The organism is Streptomyces sp. NPDC003379 (assembly GCF_053589195.1).
Map to the genome: position 1 here is coordinate 1 of NZ_JBSFRK010000042.1, position 16,097 is coordinate 16,097.

Consider the following 16,097-nt stretch of genomic DNA (forward strand, 5'->3'; position numbering starts at 1 on the left):
CTCGGCCAACGGGCACGTCCGGTTCGGCGGGCGGGGACGGGAAAACCGACACCGGAAACGGTGCACGGCGTCCCGTCCCCGACCCAACATATGGAGCTGGACCGGCGCGGGGCCGAGCTGCTGTTCCAGGTTCTGACCGAGCGCGAGGAGAAGAACAGTATGGCCATCGCCTCCAACGAGTCGTTCTCTTCGTGGACCAAGACGTTCACCGACCCACGGCTCTGCGCGGCCATAGTGGACCGCCTCACCTTCGGCGGCAACATCATCGAAACCGGCAGCGACTCCTACCGACTCGCCCACACCAAAGCCCAGGCCGAACGCGCCGCAGCGAGCTGACCCGCGTCCTCAATGGAAACGATCATTGGTGTCGTGGCGAGCTTTGTCGGCGTCTTCGTGGGAGCTCTCCTGACTCGGCGGTCAGCCGATAGGCAGCGCAGGCTGACCGTCACCTTTGACCTTCACCGGGAACTGCAGGGAGCGGAGATGATGCGCGCACGGCACGCCGCGGCCGAACTGGTCGAGCAATATGCGGACAAGGACTACCGGGAACTGCGGGAGCTGTTGGGCGCCTCAGGAGTGTCCGACCTCCACCAGGTCCTCTACTTTTTCCAGCGGCTCTGGCTGGCGATCGAGCTCGGCGCCCTCCAGAAGGAGTACACAGCACGTCTGTTCGGCGACACGTTCTCCTGGTGGTACGACACGACGTTCCGTTCCATGCTCGTTCCGACACAAACCGAAGTGGCTCACGACATCGAAGCCCTGCACGGTTGGTTGGTGAGTCATTCAACCGAGGCTCAACAGCAGCGCTGGCGGGGAGCCAATCCTGATGCGTGGCGAAGGCGAGATACGCAAGGCTCCTGACGGGCACCGTCATGTCGACAGATTGCCCCGGGCGAACCCGGCATCAGCCATGGCATCGCCGAAAGCTGCGTTACGACTACGAGAACCCCGCAATGGGGCCAATCGACTCGTTCGCGACGAGCACCCAAGATCGCTAATCGGGGCCAGCGCACTCGTTCCTCTGGGGCCAATCGACTCGTTCGAAGCCACCAGCGCCAGGGCACCGCTCATGGAACCGCCTGCGACCCGGCTCTTGACCTGAACCGCCATGCGCACGGTTCCGTCCGCGTCCACCACGTCAAAATCAACCTTGTCCACCGCTTGGTCGCCGGGCGGCGGGCCTTCCACCCGGACGCCGGCAACCTGCGGCTCGTCGATCGCCGCAACCAGCTGTTCCAGTGTTCGCAAATACTGGTAGAGAAACCCTCGTGCCGCGACGCGTCCCCCGTCCATGCCCACATGCTCCTTCCGGATCGGCGCGCCGGGTGCAACCTCCCGACGACGGCGTGGGGATCAACAGCCAAGGCTATGGGAGAGCCGGCAGGACCGGACACTCCTGCCGATTCTGTCCCGATCACGTTTCCGGCCAACCCGCGAATGCGGCCGTGCCACCTGGGTCGCCTGCCGAGGTCAGGTCCGGCACCTCGGTGGCGCATTGGACGAGCGGGGCAGCCAGGTGATCTGCCTCACGGGGCTTCCACCTACTCGCCGGGGTCAGCGACGAGATCCGCCGATGCTTCACCCGCGGACGCCCGCGCGTTCAGACCGTCCGCACTCTGCGGAGGTTCCGGGACAGTAGCGGCATGGGGAATGGCGGCGGCACAGGCCGTACAAGCGTCTGCAAGGTGCCAAGTACGGCCGCGATCAGCCCGGATGAGCAGCAGGAGAAGCGGCCCCGAGCAGGGCCCCTGCCTCCGGTGCCATGGGCAGACCTTCTCCCGACATTGGCAGGTGCGCAGATGCGCAGGGAGTCGGGACTCCATGAGGTGACCTGCAAGGTGCCGGCGAATCTCCACAACCCCGGCGACAGCCAAGGCCACGGGCTGCGTGCACGCACTGCACATCAGCACACGCCGTCCAGCCGGACTGCTGATCGTGACGGTCCAGGCGCGTGAAGACAGGGCCACGGACATCGGTCCCTCCAAGCCGTGATCGGTCAGTCGCCGGCCCTCATTCCGGTCGACTTCGGGCGCGCACACCGTAGTGCAGACCCCTGCCCTTCCGGGGTCACTTCCGTTTCGACACAAATAGGGCAGAGGTCTGCACTGTCAGGGCAGGGGTCTGCACCGTCGGATGGACGGGTGACGATCTTCCCGCCGCCGGAGCCCGACCCGACGGCACTGAGGCTTTCCCTCGCACAGCTGCGCGCGCAGCACGGGTGGAGCTACGACGAGCTCGCCGCCCGCAGCGGCCTGTCCCGGCGCACTCTGATCGAGATCGAACAGGGCCGCACGATCGGCACATTGGCCACCTGGCATGCCCTCGCCCACGCCTTCACCATGCCGCTGGGAGAGCTTCTCGGTCCGCTATGCACGGGACACGAACCGCCAGCGTCCGCCACCTGAGCCGAGCCGTCCAACGGCCACCCGAACGGGACAGCGCGCTCGTACATCCGTCCTGGATTCGGATTCTTGTCGCCGTCCTGTCACCTCATCGAGGGGACCGGGCGGCGGGTGCTTAGGTGGCGGGCGCGTCAGTTGGCACTTTTCACTCCGGCACCTTCCCCAAGGTGCGGCCCTTTCCTGCGCCCACGTACCGCTGGGGTGGGCCTTCGAGCCTGCGGAGAGATCTGTCCCATGCCCTTTTCCCCGACCGACGAACAGGCCGCCGCCCTCGAGGCGTTCCGCAGCGGCAGTCATCTCGCCATCCAGGCCGGCGCAGGCACAGGAAAGACGTCCACGCTCGTCTTTCTCACGGAGCAGATGCTGCAGCGGCGTGGGCGCTACCTCGCCTTCAATCGCGCCATCGCTCTGGACGCCGCCGCCCGTTTTCCGTCGACGGTCCAGTGCAAGACGGCCCACTCACTGGCCTACGCCGCCCTCGGTCACCGCTACCGCGGCCGCCTCAACGGCCCTCGGCGCCCCGGCTGGCGGATCGGGCAGGACCTGGGCCTGTACGCCCCTGCCGATATCGGCAGGGCGGGGCTGATGCCGGCAACGCTCTCCAACGCCACCCTGCGGACGGTGACCCGCTTCTGCCAGTCGGCCGATGCAGAGCTGGCCCACCATCACGTTCCACGCCTGCGGGGCCTCGACGACGAGGACCATGCTGAACTGGCCGACCTGATCCTGCCGTACGCGGCGAAGGCCTGGGCCGACCTGCAGGACCCCTTCGGCGGAATGCTCCGTTTCGAGCATGATCATTATCTGAAGATGTGGGCGCTGACCGAGCCTGTCCTGCACGGCGACTTCCTCCTCCTGGACGAGGCCCAGGACACCAACCCCGTCCTTGAGCAGATCGTCCTGGCCCAGCAGGAACGCGCACAGATCGTCATGGTCGGCGACTCCGCACAAGCCATCTACGGCTGGCGCGGCGCACGCGATGTGATGGCAAGGTTCACCGGCCATCATCTGAGGCTCACCCAGTCCTTCCGATTCGGCCCCGCGCTCGCCATCGAGGCCAACCGCTGGCTCACCCTCAGCAACGCCCCCATCCGCCTGACCGGGACACCCGGCATCGCCACCACGGTCGGATCCCGTGCGGGCCGCCCGGATGCAGTGCTGTGCCGGACCAACATCGGCGCGATGACCGAGATCCTCTCTCTCATCGCGGCCGGCACCAGAACGGCGCTGGTGGGCGGCGGCGATTCCCTTCGCACCCTGGCATGGGCCGCCCGCGACCTCATCCAGGGGCATCGCGCCCACCATCCCGAGCTCGTGCTCTTCCCCACCTGGATGGCCCTGCGCGACTACGCGGAGCACGACCCGACCGGCAGCGACCTGCAGCCCTTCGTCAACCTCATCGACGAGCACGGCCCAGACGCCATCCTCCAAGCCGTCGACCGACTCGTTCGCGAAGACGACGCCGAGGTCACCGTTTCCACCGCCCACAAAGCCAAAGGCCGGGAATGGGCCCGGGTGCGCATCGCACCCGACTTCACGCCGCCGCCCGACACCGACGAGGTCGACTCCCAGGGTCATCCCGTTCCCCAGCCCGTCGACGAGGCAGAAGCCCGCCTGGCATACGTCGCCGTCACCCGAGCCCGCCACCACCTGGACCCCGCCGGCCTCGCCTGGATCCACCAACACCCCGACAATCCCGCCTGAACTGCCACCTACGAAGGCGTCGCGGGACGCGCCATACGCTGTCTCATGAGACAGGTCGCATCTTGGAGAACAGCGACCACCACAGGAAATTGGGCTGATGGGCGTCGCCGCGGCTTGAAGCCACCCAATGATGCTCAGACGCAGTGAAATTCCACCATCATGATCTGCCGACTACCCCTCTCAAGATCCGCCAACAGGACACCTCCACACGTTCCTGAAGGAACATCTCAGACCATGATTCGCCAACGAAGACTCTCGGTCACATGATTGAGACTGGCCAGAATCTCGCGCGGGTCCCGGGTACCGCAGGGTCCAGTCTGTCAGCGAACATCCGCGTACCAATCTGCATTTCGTTGCAGGTAGCGATATCCGACCCATTCCTGAGCGAGTCGTTTGCCTTCCCTGAGAAGTCCCACGGTATCCGCGCGGTGTTTTGCGGGAAGCCAGCTCGCCAGTTGTGTGGCCTCCGTCGCATTGGCCGGAGCTTCCTTGGCATTACGGGGCCGCCCTAGGTCGAATAGCACTTCGTACAGCTTTTCGGTGGGCTGCACGGCGGGCAGACCGAGCTGCGATGCCGTGTGGGAGGCCTTCAGCGGGATGCGTACACCGCTGAGGTCCAGGTCGCCGAAGTAGCGGATCTCCGAGATGCGGTGCTCCGCGGTGATGGCCCGGACTGACGCTCGGAAGGTGCCGCCCAGTCCCCACGCGACATATCCAAGGCGGTGCTGTTCGGGAAGGCACTTGACGAGGGACCACCAAGTGGTCGAGTTCTCGACAACGAGCAGGACGTCACCGGTGCCGACCCGCCAGTACCGGCCATCCGTTTCCTCCAGGGGGAAGGTTTCCGTGAGCAGCGGTGGGGGCGGCCGGAAGGTTCGGATGACCTCGTCGAGCCGGTCCGGATCGGAGAAAAGGGGCCCGGACTTCAGCTCGTCGAAGGTCTTCTCGGGCATGGGGAAGTCTGCCTCGGAGCCGAAGGTGCCGAAGATCTCCAGGGCGCGCTCGCGGATCGGTACGGCGAACAGGTCCGGGTCACTCTTGCGCCACAGGTTGAGGGCTGTGTAGGCGGTCCGCTGCTTGGGAGTGGCTCGCTGCCATTCTCGGGCGAGCCAGCTCAGTTCGTGATGCCAGCGTGGCATCGGTTCTTCGGTACGGACGGGACGGTCCTCGGGCAGGAGCCAGATACTGACCGGCAGGGATACCGTCTCGGGAGTCCTGTCCTGGAAAGCCTTGATCAGACCATTCTGTTCGAGGACTTTCAGACAGCCGTCGAGCACCGCCGGCTCGAACTCTCCTTCGGGATTGCGGTTGCGGATGGTCCGGAAGGCCTTCAGTACGGCGTCCAGCGGGATCTGCGTCTTGGTGTCGGCTCTGCGCTTGTTGTCCTTGGCCCACTGTCGCAGGAGCGCGAGGAGTTCACGTTCCCGTCGGCGCAGTGCGGTCGCGTCAGTTGGTGTCTCCCGCGTCATTCTCCGGCACCTTCCGCGTCGCGGGTGAAGACCCTGGCGGTGGACAGACGTCCGGTGCCGTCCGTGGGAGGGAGACGGTCGAGGTGGTTGCGGATTAGTTCGTCCACGACCAGGTACTTGCGCGCGGCCCTCAGGTCGGCGTCGTTCCGCAGCCGGATGATCAGGGGGAACTGTCCCAGTGCGTTCTCGTCGAAGAGTCCTGTGGTGTAGACGAGTTGGACTCCGAGCGCCTCCGCCACCGATCGTTGCAGGTCGAGCAGGTAGTCGGCGTTGGCCCGTCCGATGGGGTTGTCGAGGAAGAGGACGCCTGCGTGGCGGTCGCTTCTGCGGCCCTTGGTGTTGGCTCGCAAGGCCGCCATCGTGCAGTACAGGAGGATGGCGGCAGTGAGTTCCTGGCCGCCGGAGAAGATTTCCTTGACCTTGCACACCCGTACGCGCTCCGTTCGCAGGACCTTGTCGGGCTTGAGTATGTGCACCCGGAATCCCTTGGGGACGGCTGTGTGCACGCCACGCAGCAGCAGGGAGAGACCGTCGCGCCGCGTCTTGCGTCCGTCGCTGGTGACGCCAGCGGCAGCCTCGTCGACCACCTCTCCCAAGTGGGCCGTGAGTAGTTCGTCGCTGAGCCTGTCGAAGTTGAACTGGATGAATTCCTGCCCGGCCCATTCGGCGAGGGAGCGCGGTAGCGCGGACAGGCGCTGTGCCGACCGCAGGACGGCCAAGGCCTTGTCGACCTCGCCCTTGAGATGATCGATGATCACTTGCCGGTGTCTGCTGATCTGGTTCAGGTCGTCGGTGAGGCTCCGCAGTCGCGAGGTGAGGGGGATGTTCCAGCCGCGTGCCTGGGCGGTCAGTTCCTCGGGCGGGAGGATCAGGATCTGGCGACGGACGGGGATGTTCAGGGAGTCGTACTTGTCGGCGCCCGCGTGCTTCTTCAGCTTCTCGATTGCCTTGCGTAGGTTCCGCTCATGTCTGGCCAGATCGTCCCGGGCTGTGTTCCTGGCGTGGTCGAGCCGGCGGTGCTCGTGGCGTGCCGCAGCGGCGTCATCCGTGAACGGCTCGTCGGCGGCTTCCTCGGGAGTGAGAGCCGCGAGGGTTTCCGCCAGGATGGTGAACTCCTTGGCGGTGTCCTTCGCCGCCTCCCATGCCAGGACGGCCGCTGTGTGCAGGGAGGTCACCGAAGCCTCCGCGTCCGCGGCGGCCGACTGCTTCGACCGGGCTTCCTCGACCGCTTCCTGACATGCGGTGATGTCGCGGGGCTGCCGCTCCAGGGGCATAGGGGCAACGCTCTCCGAAACGAACACCCGGAATTCGCTCTCCCGCTCTTTCAGGGCGTTCTCCTGCTGCCCTTGGGCGAGTTGGGCCTTTCCGACCGCCACTTCGGCCGCCTTCTGCCTACGGCCCGCGCGCCGTAGGGCTTGTGCGCGGGTGGTCGCGTCGGAGGCCTCCGGAGTCAGCAGGAGTCGGTGGGCCTGGTCACGAGGAGCATCGTCCAGTGTGGAGTACTCGTCGCTGGCCTCCGTTTCCTCCGCCTCCGCCCGGATGAGACTTCGGCGCAACTCGTCCGGCACATTGGCTTTCTCGTAGTTGTCGGATGCGGTCTTGTAGATGTTACGCAGCAGAGCAATGGGCTCGTGTGGAGCATCCGCCTCGTCAGGGACACCTTGCGCGCCGGGCAGTGCAGCCCGTTCCTTGAGCGCGTCTTCCTTGATCCGGAGTTGTTCACCGGCTGTGTTCCTGTGTTCTTTCGCCAGACGGCGGTGTTCGTCCGCGGCAATCAGGGCTTGGTCAGCCGCTTCGTTCTGCTGATCTCGTCGTACTTCGGCGGCACGGGCCAGGTCTGACCATCCCGGGATCTGGGCCAGTCGTTGGGCGATGTCGTCGAGTCTGCCGCTCACCGCCCTCAGACGGTCCCGCTCGCTCGCGGCCGTGCGTTGCGCTGTCCGGTTTTGTGTCTGCCGCTTGACCAGGTCGGTGACGCCGCGTCGTCGGTCGGCTGTGAGTTTCTCCGCCGTGGCGAGATCCTCGGCGGCCACAGCAGCCCTTTCGGATAGGGCTGCGACGGCACCAGGCGGGTAGCTCTCCCGCCATGTGGTGATCCGGTGCCTGAGTTCCTCGTCCCTGCGTTTGGAGGCCACGACCTCGGCGAGGCGCTGTATCCGTTGGGAGCACCGCTCCTCAACGGCCCGGTGTTCGGTTTCGGCTGCGTCGTGGTCGTACAGCGCGGGATGGAAGGGGAGCGTGAACGCGACGCCGTCCGGTTGCCCGGCCTGTAGGGATTCGAGTGCCTCGCTGGTGCCCACGGCCACGTAAGCGGTGGGCTGGGGTGTGAGCGCGGCGAGGATGTCACGGGCCTCACTCACATCACCACCGGAGTTCAGCAGGACGCCGCTGACGAGATGGGGAGCCCTGGCTATGAACTCCTCGCGCTTGCGCTGGGGGTAGTCCGCAAGATGTTCCCAGCCCGGCCAGGCGTCGATCTGCCGGTCCCTCAGGATCCGGCAGGCTTCGGTTACGACGGCCGGCGGAGGCAGCAGCCGCCCATCGGCCAGGGCCAGCCGGGCTTGCTCGTCGCGGGCGTCCTCGATCCGCAGCGCAACGTGTTCCCGTTCGGCTTCGGCGATCGCTCCGGCAAGACGCTCGACCAGGAGGTGCGCGTCCTGGTCGAGGTCGACTCGTTCGCCGTTGAGGAGCTCGGTCAGCCGTGGCTCGGATTCCAGTGCCGTCTTGGGACCCGTGGCCTGTTCCAGCCTGTCCTGGAGGCGGTCGGCAGACTGACGTGCCTTCCCCTCGTTCTCCTTCGCATCGTCCAGGAGCCGCTGGACCTCGAGGTGTTCTTCGGCGAGCGCTTCCGCCTCCTCTGCCAGCGCGTCGACTTTTTTGCGTGCGGCTTCGAGAGCGTGCTGTGCGTCCTGGGCGGCCTGCGGCAGCGCCTCCGTGTCGGCTGCCAGTCCGTCGGCCACGGTCTGCTGGGCGTCTGCACGGACCGCCTCCATACGCTGGACGAGGCTCTGCCGCTCGGCCTCCGCTGCGGTCGAAGCCTTGAGCGACTCCTCTCGCTCGCCGCGGACTTTCGCCTCGGCCTCGTCACGTTGACACGCCGCCTCCTCCTCATCGCGTGCCCGGGTTCCGGCTTTGCGGACGAGGGCCGAGAGCCCGGCGGCAAATGCCCTGGCGGCCTGCTCACGCGCCTCGAAGGCGGGGCGGGTCTGTTCCTCGCCTGCGTTGACCAGCTCACGCAGCCGGGTCGCCTCGCCGGTCTTCTCCTGGTGGCGCAGTACGACGGCCGTCGCCTGCCATCCTGCTGTCAGAGCGTTGGCATCGTCCCGCTCCGTGGACGCCCGCGCGACAAGAGCCCTGGCCTCCTCCAGACGCATCGCGGCAAGGCTGAGTCGCTGCTCGGCAACGGTCGCGCTCCACCGCCTGGCCAAGCGCGCGGCGTCGTCCCGTTCCCGTGCGAGACGGGTCGCCTCCTGCTCCAGTTTCCCCAGGCGGGTGTCGTCGTCCTGGACGCGACGCTTGAGCTGCCCGGCGAACTTCACCAGGCCCTCCTCGGCCTGCTGGACGTGCTTCCGTGCTTCGGCCTCCGCGCGTGACGTCTCGATTAGCGGTCCGTGGAGTTCGACTGTGTGCTCCACGAACTCCTGCTCCAGCAACAGGCTCCGCCTCCGGGCGAGCTTGTCCAGGTGCTGGGACACCAGCTTGGCCAACTCGGTGAGGCTGTCCTGCTTGATCACGGCTTTGAGCAGGAAGTCGACGAAGCTCGCGTCCGAGTCGAGGTCGAACGCGCGTACCGCCTCACCCTCGCCCTTGTTCATCACCCGCTGGTAGCGGAAGAGTTCGGAATCGATGCCGACCTTCGCCAGACGCTCCGTCCAGTCGGTTTGGGACTTCGGCCAGTCGAGTCCCAGACGGGGGTCCTCGTCACTGAGTTCGAGCAGTTCATTGCGGTAGGAGTCGAAGGACAAATAGCGGCGTCCGCCGTCGGTGATCGGCAGAGTGTCCAGGGCCAGCGTCTCGGTGGGGTAGAAGTAGTACCACCCCTCCTGGAGGTTGTCGGCGGCCTTGGAGACTGTCTGGTTCTTCCACGCCATTGCCTTGCCGGTGACAAGGGACCGGCCGTTCACCGCGTGCGTCCATTCGAGAGCGACGTGTGAGACGTCCTGGGCCATCACGTAGTTGTCGAGGAGGCGGGGGTCGTCGGCCCCCTTCACGAGGCCCCGCCCCGGGAGCAGCACCGAGAACACCAGCTTGAGAAGCACGGACTTGCCGCCGCCGTTCTCGAGGAAGAGCACGCTGGCGGGCGACGGACGCAGTGTTTGCGTCACGGAATCGAACAGATCCGCCTGCTCCTGGGCGACCGGACGGCCGGCACCGCTGAGGTCCAGAGTCACATCCTGGAACCGTGCGCCCGCGGGGCCGACCGAGCAGAGGCGGATTCGGGAGAGCTCGTAGTTCATCGTGTTTTCCATGCCCGAGCCCGTCAGTACAGCGTGCCGGAATCGGAAACCCGCACGATGCCTGCGGCAGCCGGTCCTGCGGGGGCACCTAGGCGCAGCAACTCGTCGTACGCCTGGACGCCTGCCAGTTCGCGGACCTGGAGTTGGTAGCGGCTGGTCGTGCGGTAGACCTTGACCGAGCGCTCGTCGTCCTCGGTCTCGGTCAACATGCCCTGGTCGACCAGGTAGCGAAGGGCCTTGCCCACGATGGCCTCGGTGGACGGCGGGGCGACGCGGCCGTCGCTGGTCGAGCCGGCCTCGGGTCTGCGCAAGTACACGCGCCAGGCACGCTCCAGTTCGAGGGCGTCGGTCATGGGGTCGCTGTTCTCCTCCGATCCGGCCACACGCTCGGATAGTTCCTGGCACGCGTGACGTACCAGTTGGTCCACCGTCGGAACCGTGGCCTGGCCGACATAGCCGTCGTCGGCGAGATCCTCGGGCCGCGGGAAACAGCAGGCGGCGATGGCCAGGTGGGCGATGCCGTGCAGCACCCGCTCTGCCTCTCGCTGATGGGCCTGGCGCGCCTGCCGTGCGTAGTGATCGAGTTTGGTCTCGAACACCGAGCCCGGCAGAGCCCCGAAGACGGCACCGGCACGCTGGGTGATTCCGATGACCCGCAGCCCGAAGCCTGCCGCGCTCCTTCTCACGAGTTGCTCGAACGCCGGTTCCTCGTCATAGCGGCGGACGAGGGCCGCGTAGTCGGCGTCCCGGTGCGGACGCAGCCTGGGGCGAAGGCCGTATCCGACGAGCCGTGCCGCCTCCTCCGCGTCGTGCTCGCTGTAGGTGCCGAGGACCCCGCTCATCGGTTGTCGCCTCCGGTGTTCTTCGTGGTCGGTTCCGGGCCGTCGGCCGTGGCCGGGTCCACGAGCCGTGCCGTGGTGAGGAGCAGGTCGTCTCCCTCGAAGGCTTGGCTGTCCAGGCCGGCGTCGGCGTGCACGGCCACCAAGACCCGGGGATCTCCGCGGCGCAGAGCTGTTCCGGTTTGCGGACCGTACGCGTGCAACGCCAGGAGTGCTACGAGTTCAGGAAGCTCGGGGTCGAGGGCTGCCGCTTCGTCTAGAAGACCGGACAGCGTGCGTACTTCGTCCGGCAGGTCGAGGAGCGCGTTGGCCTGTTCCCACTGGCGGTTAGTGAAGCGCTTCCGCTCTTCCAACGTCTCCAGGTCGGGTTCGAGGACTTCTCCCGCGAACCGCGTGCGCTCCGGTGCCGGGCGCAGCAGCAGGGGAACGAGGGTGGCCAGGTCCGGAAGATCGCGGACGACCGGACCCGAGGAATCCGTGAAGTATCGGTCGGCTAATCCGGAGACATCAGTGACCGGCAGGTCGAGAGCAGGCGTGAGGAGGTGGCCGTACAGGTCGAGGGTCTGGCGCTGGGGAGTGTCGGCGAACTGCTGGCGATCCTGCTGCTCCCGGAACAGGTCCCTGGCTCCCATGAGGTGGGTGTGGAGCTTGATGTGGCGTCGTACGCAGTCCTCGACGATTTCGACGAGTTCCGCCGCCCGACTCTTGCGCACGGGCTCCTCCGCCTCGTCGCGTGCCTCGGCCATGTACTTCGCGATCGCCCGCTCGGCCTTGACCCGTTCCTCGACGTGGGCGAGCGCGTCGTCGAGCAGTTTCGGGACCTTCTCCTGCCAGTCCACCGCCTGCACGTTGCGCTTGGTGGCGTCCAGCTGGACCCGGATCATCTCCCCGTACTGGATCGTACGGATACGCGCCTGCTCGGCGATCTGCTTGGCGTCTGCCAGCTGGCCCCGCCTGATCAGGTTGTCGAGTTTCACCTCGGCGGCGACCTGGGCGGACTCGACGTCGGTGTCCAGGGCGCCGACCAGGACGTTCAGAGCCTCGTGCGAGGCACGCAGGTACAGCTTGCCCGTGGCGTCCCTGCGCTCCTCGATGAGCTTGAAGTCGAACGTGTGCACACGGTAGACGCCGTCGGCGTCCACTGCCCCGTACGGGCGGCGGAACGCGCGATCCACATCCCCGACATTGATCAGACTCTCCAGTACCCAGGCCGTGACCCGCGCGTGCTCCTTGGCTGGGCGCTGCGACGCCTGCCGCGCGACGAACCGCTGGACTCGGTCCACGATGTGCTGGTGACTGGCGCCCGTGTCGAAGTCCATGGTGATCGCGACCTGGTCGATGGTGTATAGAGCGATCTCCGCCATCAGATAGGTCTTCGCCTCGGCCCACTCGATCATGCCCTTACGGGCGTCGAGCTCGTGCAACGGGGCGGTACATGCCAACGCCTTCGCTCTGCGGCTGAGTCCTTCGTCAACCGTGACAGCAGGCTCCCAGGTCTCGTCTCGCACAGTTGACACACTAACCATGTACGACTACTCCGAACTCGGGTTTTCTCAGCCTATGTCGCCCCCGCCCTCAGATTCGCCACCCGACTGAGCCGTCTCGCTGTCCCGATGTGGGTCCGGTACCTCCTGGTCTCCGGCTGGACGGATGACGTGAAAGCTGGGGCGGGACTGGCGGACTTGGTGACGCGGCTCGCCACGGGCGACCAAGAGGACATCTGCCGTTCCACGAGCTCAGTGGCGCGATGCACGAGGCCCTCGGCACCCCGTCCCCACAGCGCAACGCCCAAGTCCTACGCGGGAGTCGATTCAGCCGATACGGGAGATCGACCTGAAGGCCTACTGAGCCGGAGTGAAGCGATCGATCAGGTAGCGGGCTACGCCGGTCAGAGCCTGTAGGCGAAAGCGTGCCTCGCCGGCGTGCGAGGCGCCCGGATGCGGGCCGTTGGTGTGCGTGATCTGCCACAGACCGCGTACGAAGGAGCCACCGTCGTTGTCGGGCAGCAGGCCCTGGTCGACGAGGTACCGAATGGCCGCTCCTCCCGCCCCCTGCATCGTGGTGGTAAATCCGTGGGCAGTGGCCACGTACACGGCGACAGCCTCGAACATCGCTCTCAACTGGCCGTTCGCCGCCTCGAAACGCTGCTCCACCAGGTTGTCCACGGCCTGGCGGTAGCAGTTCCTGGCGACGGTCAACCCGAGCCGGTCGAATTCGTGCTCCAGCGCTGTGATCTCGTCACTCAGCGGCGCACGCGGCTCGTCGAGAGGCAGGAGACGCGCACCAAGCAACCGCGACCTGGACCTGCCCCACATCTCCTCGGTGGTCTCGTACTCCGCGACGAGGTCCAAGCCATCCGACCTGAGCGCCTCCCGTAGCTGCCAGAACGAGGTACCGGCAGGAACATCCCCGTCCTCGGCGGGCGCCGTCCGCTCCGCGACCAGGCGGACGAACTCGTAGAGCGCCTTACGGGCCGCCAGATCGGCGTCGGCGGCCTGTTGCTGTGCGCCTCGAACCGTCCGGACAACCAGTTCGGCCTTGCCGTACGAGTCGGACGGCATGAAGCCGTCCAGGCCGGCCTTCATGAAGAGGAGTTCCAGCTCGGCCTTGGAGAAGACATCCTTCGCGATGTCCGCCGCGCACCCGATCACGGGCGACGAAATCAGTTTCACCCCGGCATCGTCCCAGCCCGGCGGGAAGCGTGTCGTGCCGTTTTCACATCGATCACCGGAATCGCTGCTCGCGACGCGGTCTGTTCCACCACGGGCCAGGCCCTCGTCGCCTTCGTCATCCTGCGCGGCGCCACGGAGGAGACTGACGCGTCCACGGCTGGCTACGCGAGCACGTGGCCCAGGAGATCGGCTTGATCCCCAAATCTCGCCGGGTCCTCCTCCGCCTCAGTGATCCGCCACGATGAAGCAGGCCCGCTCGTAGAGTTCGTCGAACGTGATTACCTCGACGTCCTGGATGGATGTCCGGTACAGCTCGAAGGAACTCATCTTCTCCGGGTTCACATCGCCGTTGTGGGTGAACTCGCGCAGGCACCCGATCACCACGACCTGTCGCGGGCGGGTGGTGGACAGTTCGGTACCTGTTGGGGTGCCGTCTTCCTCGTAAATCCGGGTGAGGAACTGGCTGGAGATGAGCTGTTGGGCCTTGCTGGCCGTCTTTTGCACCTGCGCCACACCGCCGCCGAGTTCCTTGGATGCCTGGTAGACGCCCGTGCGGTACGGGGTCTTGGAGAGCAGTTCGGTTTCGTGGGTCTTGATCTCGCAGAAGATCATGCTGCTGATCAGGCCCTTGGACCGCATAATGGCGTCGATGCGTTTCCCGGTTCCGCCGAAGATGTTGGCGCCGGTGGTGATGCGTTCCAGTTTGCCGTCGTTGATGGATTCGCAGGCGATGAGGTTGAGGCCGTAGCCGAATATCCACTGATTCGCCTCGAAGAAGGCCTGCCAGACCGCCTCTGCACCGCGTGTCGTTGCCAGGCTCTCCTCATGCTGGAAGTAGTCCGGATCGGTCAGCAGTCGTTCGAACCTCTGGAGCTGTTCCTTGCGGTTGCTGATCAGCCGGATGTCCTCCTCTGTGAGCCCGCCGCCGATGGCTGTCCTGACCGCACCGAGAACCGTCGTCCGGTCCTGGCCGGTCAGCAGATGGGCCAGTTGGGCCTCGTCGCCGACCACGAGCTGGAGGGAACTGCCGGGTGTGCTCAGGCCGGAGCAGCCCTGGAGGAAGTTGATGACTTTCCAGAAGTTCTCGTGGACGTCCCCGGTGTCGACGAGCGCTTTGACGGCCCGCGTGGTCCCGGTTTCAGGCACTGTCTGCGTGGTGGAGACTTCCCCAGCCTTCTTCTTGTCCTTCTTCCAGAGCTTGATCCTCGGCGTGAAGGTGTCACCCTTCTTGATGATGGTGATGTTGCACAGAGTCGCTACCTGCGGACGGTCGTCGAGGACGAAGTCTGTGATCATCCGGCTGGCGCGGGTGTCGTAGAGGTAGTGGAACCCGCTGCTGTCCTGCGAACCGCGGATCTCTAGGTCGGTGAAGTCCCTGCGAGTGACATCGAACTCGGTGGTGGAGAAGGGGAGCCGAAGGCCTCGAACGGTGGGGGTGGCGGGCGCTGCGGCCTGGGTCCGCCAGTCCGGTGGGATGTTGGGCAGCGGGCGGGTGTCGCCTTCGACCACGAGGTCCTGGACTTCGATGCGCCCGAGCTGGATGAGCACGGACCGCAGTGTCTGCCAGACCACCTCCTTCGCCTCCGGGGTGCAGGTGGGCAGAAGCTCGCGCTCCACCGTCAGGACCGCCTCGTAGGTGGCATCCGTCCAATTGTCACCAGGTATGGGATGGAAGAAGCCGCCGTCACGACGGAGGGTCAGGACCGCGGTGCGGAGTAGGTCACGTGAGGTCTCCTCGCCAGCGCAGTCCAGGAGGCTGAAGGTCTGGCCGAGGACCAGGTCGAGTTTGCCCGCGTCCTCGTCCTCAAGCGGCAGCGGGACCAACGGGCCACTAGGCGGAACTCGTACCGGCTTATACAGGGGACGGCCCGAGAGGAACTCGTGCGCACGCAGACCCCATCCGTCCGGCGCCAGAAGCTGGTTCAGTTCGTCGACGTGTTTTGTGGCCTCCTCGACGTCAGCCGCCACTTCAGGGTGGACCACCCGTGCCAGAAAGCTGAGCAGTACCTCGTCCGGCCCGTCGGAGAGCTCCAAGCGGGAGTCCTCGAAGATCCAGTCGTCGGGAAGGTCATCGTTGTTGAACCGGTGCTGCTGGATATCGGCGCGGACAGTCGGAAGCTGACTGTCGCCGACTGGAGTTCGGTCGAGGTCGTAGAGGCCCTCCAGGAAGGTGACCTCGTCCAGTTCGCCCCACCAGGGGCGCGAGATCCCGCGGAGGTACTTGATGATGTCACGTCGTGTCACCGCTGTGATGGTCGGCGGCTCGCTCGCTCTGACGGGATCGGTGGAAGTCATGCGTCCAGAATGGACGGTTAGGCAGCAGGGCGCCGGACCATTGCGACTCTCACCTCGCCGAACACGCTGACACCCACACTCGCTCTATCCGCACCGCCTCCAGGTGCGGGGGAGGCAATCCGTACGAGTCGTCACACTCGCCGACACTGCCGCTACCCGTGAGGAAGTGTCACGGGTAGCGGCGCCGGAGTCCGGTCATGAGGATGGCGTGGTGGCGGAGGACTGGAACCCCGGCGCGACCGGCCGTGATCCGTTTCTG

The 16,097-nt window shown here is 66.1% G+C and carries 11 protein-coding genes; 4 read left to right on the top strand and 7 right to left on the bottom strand.

Annotated elements, in window-relative coordinates; all coding sequences use genetic code 11:
- Both ACWDVB_RS31480 and ACWDVB_RS31485 read left to right on the top strand, forming a co-directional pair.
- On the top strand, window positions 1-336 hold a 336-nt coding region (locus ACWDVB_RS31480), incomplete at its 5' end, for an ATP-binding protein (protein WP_451518145.1).
- Window positions 337-369: 33 nt separating this feature from the next.
- Complete coding sequence (locus tag ACWDVB_RS31485; protein ID WP_451518146.1) at window positions 370-861, top strand: hypothetical protein; 492 nt, start codon at window positions 370-372, stop codon at window positions 859-861.
- A 9-nt stretch (window positions 862-870) separates the two neighbouring features.
- Here the strand turns inward: ACWDVB_RS31485 and ACWDVB_RS31490 are convergent, their stop codons facing one another.
- Window positions 871-1,293: a hypothetical protein gene (locus ACWDVB_RS31490; RefSeq protein ID WP_451518147.1), complete on the bottom strand. Its 423-nt coding sequence runs from the start codon at window positions 1,291-1,293 to the stop codon at window positions 871-873.
- Between the two features lie 848 nt (window positions 1,294-2,141).
- Here ACWDVB_RS31490 and ACWDVB_RS31495 point away from each other — a divergent pair.
- Together ACWDVB_RS31495 and ACWDVB_RS31500 are read left to right on the top strand one after the other, a co-directional pair.
- Window positions 2,142-2,405, top strand: a complete 264-nt coding sequence (locus ACWDVB_RS31495) for a helix-turn-helix transcriptional regulator (RefSeq protein ID WP_362722826.1) — start codon at window positions 2,142-2,144, stop codon at window positions 2,403-2,405.
- A gap of 231 nt (window positions 2,406-2,636) precedes the next feature.
- Complete coding sequence (locus ACWDVB_RS31500; RefSeq protein WP_451518148.1) at window positions 2,637-4,106, top strand: UvrD-helicase domain-containing protein; 1,470 nt, start codon at window positions 2,637-2,639, stop codon at window positions 4,104-4,106.
- A gap of 320 nt (window positions 4,107-4,426) precedes the next feature.
- Here ACWDVB_RS31500 and ACWDVB_RS31505 read toward each other — a convergent pair whose 3' ends face one another.
- The 6 genes from ACWDVB_RS31505 to ACWDVB_RS31530 form a co-directional block, all read right to left on the bottom strand.
- The gene (locus tag ACWDVB_RS31505) at window positions 4,427-5,575 is read right to left on the bottom strand and encodes a Wadjet anti-phage system protein JetD domain-containing protein (protein WP_451518149.1); all 1,149 of its coding nucleotides are present in this window, start codon (window positions 5,573-5,575) and stop codon (window positions 4,427-4,429) included.
- Window positions 5,572-10,032, bottom strand: coding sequence for a hypothetical protein (locus ACWDVB_RS31510; protein WP_451612010.1), 4,461 nt, complete (start codon window positions 10,030-10,032; stop codon window positions 5,572-5,574). The genes ACWDVB_RS31505 and ACWDVB_RS31510 overlap by 4 nt, the downstream gene beginning before the upstream one ends.
- Before the next feature lie 23 nt (window positions 10,033-10,055).
- The gene (locus ACWDVB_RS31515) at window positions 10,056-10,874 is read right to left on the bottom strand and encodes a hypothetical protein (RefSeq protein WP_451518151.1); all 819 of its coding nucleotides are present in this window, start codon (window positions 10,872-10,874) and stop codon (window positions 10,056-10,058) included.
- The gene (locus ACWDVB_RS31520) at window positions 10,871-12,295 is read right to left on the bottom strand and encodes a hypothetical protein (protein ID WP_451518152.1); all 1,425 of its coding nucleotides are present in this window, start codon (window positions 12,293-12,295) and stop codon (window positions 10,871-10,873) included. Before ACWDVB_RS31520 ends, ACWDVB_RS31515 begins: the two co-directional genes overlap by 4 nt.
- 417 nt (window positions 12,296-12,712) lie before the next feature.
- Window positions 12,713-13,543, bottom strand: coding sequence for a hypothetical protein (locus ACWDVB_RS31525; RefSeq protein ID WP_451518153.1), 831 nt, complete (start codon window positions 13,541-13,543; stop codon window positions 12,713-12,715).
- Between the two features lie 225 nt (window positions 13,544-13,768).
- Window positions 13,769-15,838: a Shedu anti-phage system protein SduA domain-containing protein gene (locus ACWDVB_RS31530; protein WP_451518154.1), complete on the bottom strand. Its 2,070-nt coding sequence runs from the start codon at window positions 15,836-15,838 to the stop codon at window positions 13,769-13,771.
- Window positions 15,839-16,097: the final 259 nt, after the last annotated feature.

Coding starts and splice junctions, on each gene's coding strand:
- ACWDVB_RS31490 (WP_451518147.1), bottom strand. CDS start 1,293: ATGGACGGGGGACGCGTCGCGGCACGAGGGTTTCTCTACCAGTATTTG.
- ACWDVB_RS31500 (WP_451518148.1), top strand. CDS start 2,637: ATGCCCTTTTCCCCGACCGACGAACAGGCCGCCGCCCTCGAGGCGTTC.
- ACWDVB_RS31505 (WP_451518149.1), bottom strand. CDS start 5,575: ATGACGCGGGAGACACCAACTGACGCGACCGCACTGCGCCGACGGGAA.
- ACWDVB_RS31510 (WP_451612010.1), bottom strand. CDS start 10,032: ATGAACTACGAGCTCTCCCGAATCCGCCTCTGCTCGGTCGGCCCCGCG.
- ACWDVB_RS31515 (WP_451518151.1), bottom strand. CDS start 10,874: ATGAGCGGGGTCCTCGGCACCTACAGCGAGCACGACGCGGAGGAGGCG.
- ACWDVB_RS31530 (WP_451518154.1), bottom strand. CDS start 15,838: ATGACTTCCACCGATCCCGTCAGAGCGAGCGAGCCGCCGACCATCACA.